The organism is Streptomyces sp. NPDC042336 (assembly GCF_055581985.1).
Map to the genome: position 1 here is coordinate 1 of NZ_JBVJEA010000110.1, position 1,217 is coordinate 1,217.

General features: G+C 69.9%; 2 protein-coding genes and 1 pseudogene. All 3 read right to left on the bottom strand.

The window, feature by feature from the left end:
- Window positions 1-181: hypothetical protein (locus ACZ6IM_RS42665; RefSeq protein WP_469564647.1), on the bottom strand; the 181-nt coding region annotated here is incomplete at its 3' end.
- A gap of 61 nt (window positions 182-242) precedes the next feature.
- On the bottom strand, window positions 243-1,001 hold the full coding sequence (locus ACZ6IM_RS42670; RefSeq protein WP_469564650.1) for a hypothetical protein: 759 nt from the start codon (window positions 999-1,001) through the stop codon (window positions 243-245).
- A gap of 31 nt (window positions 1,002-1,032) precedes the next feature.
- Window positions 1,033-1,217, bottom strand: a pseudogene (locus ACZ6IM_RS42675) (DUF317 domain-containing protein); the annotation flags it as partial.

Consider the following 1,217-nt stretch of genomic DNA (forward strand, 5'->3'; position numbering starts at 1 on the left):
GCGTGGGAAGGCCGTAGAGGGCGGCGTGCAGTGCCTGGGCGTAGACCGTCACGGGTCCGCCCCGACCGCGGCTGCGGTACTCGATGGGGGCTTGCCGGCGGGCGCCGAAGCTGACGGTCACGTCCCGGGGAGCGGCACCGGGGTGAAGCTGGTCGGCGAGGGCACGGGCGAGATCATGCACGGTGGGGGTGTCGGAGGACGTGGAAGCTCCTCGGATGGCGGTGCCGGATGCGTTGGGGTGGTCAGCGGGTGCGGCGAGGGGTCGATGGTGTGGTTTGTGGACCGGTGGCGGGAGCTGAGCGGCGGCGGGCGCTGGCGGGGATGTCGGCTGGTGTGGGGATGCCCAGGTGGACACGCGCGCTGAGACCGTGGGTGTACGCGTGTGCCTCGGCAGCGGTGACGGCGCTGAGCAGTTGGCACTCGTCCATCCCGTCCCGAGTGCGGTAGGACGCGCCGTCTGCTGTGGGGACGAAGCCGTGTTGCTCCAACAGCAACCGGGCGGCGGTGGTCGAGGCAGTCACGGCAACCGTGCCGTCCCTGACCTGGAAGTGCAGGTCTGGGCCGCCTGCCGGCTGGTCGGGACTCCAGCGGGTGGTCGAGGAAAGGTCGACGAGGTCGTGGGTGTGGGCCAAGAGCCCGTACATCGCCACGCCGGCGCGCTCGTGTACGTCCTGCGCGATGCCTGGAGGCAGCAGGTAGAGCCTGCGGCCGTGGTGTTCACGAGGGAGGAAGCCGGCGTCGGTGAGCAGCCGGTCGGCGTTGCGGATGGGGCGGTTGAGGATGACGAAGGTGTGGCCGTCGTCGGTGGACCCGATAAAAACGTCGGGGATGTCCAGAAGTGACACGGTGGTCCAAGGGATTCGGAAGTGCAGGCCGGGAGGAATGGCAGTGCGCTCGCGGCAACGGACGGGTACGTGCAGCCGAGTCAGGGCGTCGTTGTGCCGGGTGAGGTAGCCGGCGAGGAGCAGGAGGTGCTCGGCCGGCCCAGTCGGCTCGTTCATCTGGGGATGACGAGTTTCGGTGAGGCCGGTGTCAGCGGCGGTGTACGACGCGGCCGAGCTGGGCGCCGGCGTGGTGGACGTGTGGGTTCACGGCGGCTCGGTGCACGGGGGTGATGAGCGCGTCGTCCAGGTTCTGCACGAGGTAGGGGACGTCACGGAAGGTGCGCTCGACCGGGGTGGTCGTCGCGAGGTGGGTGAAGAACTGGGCGACGAGCC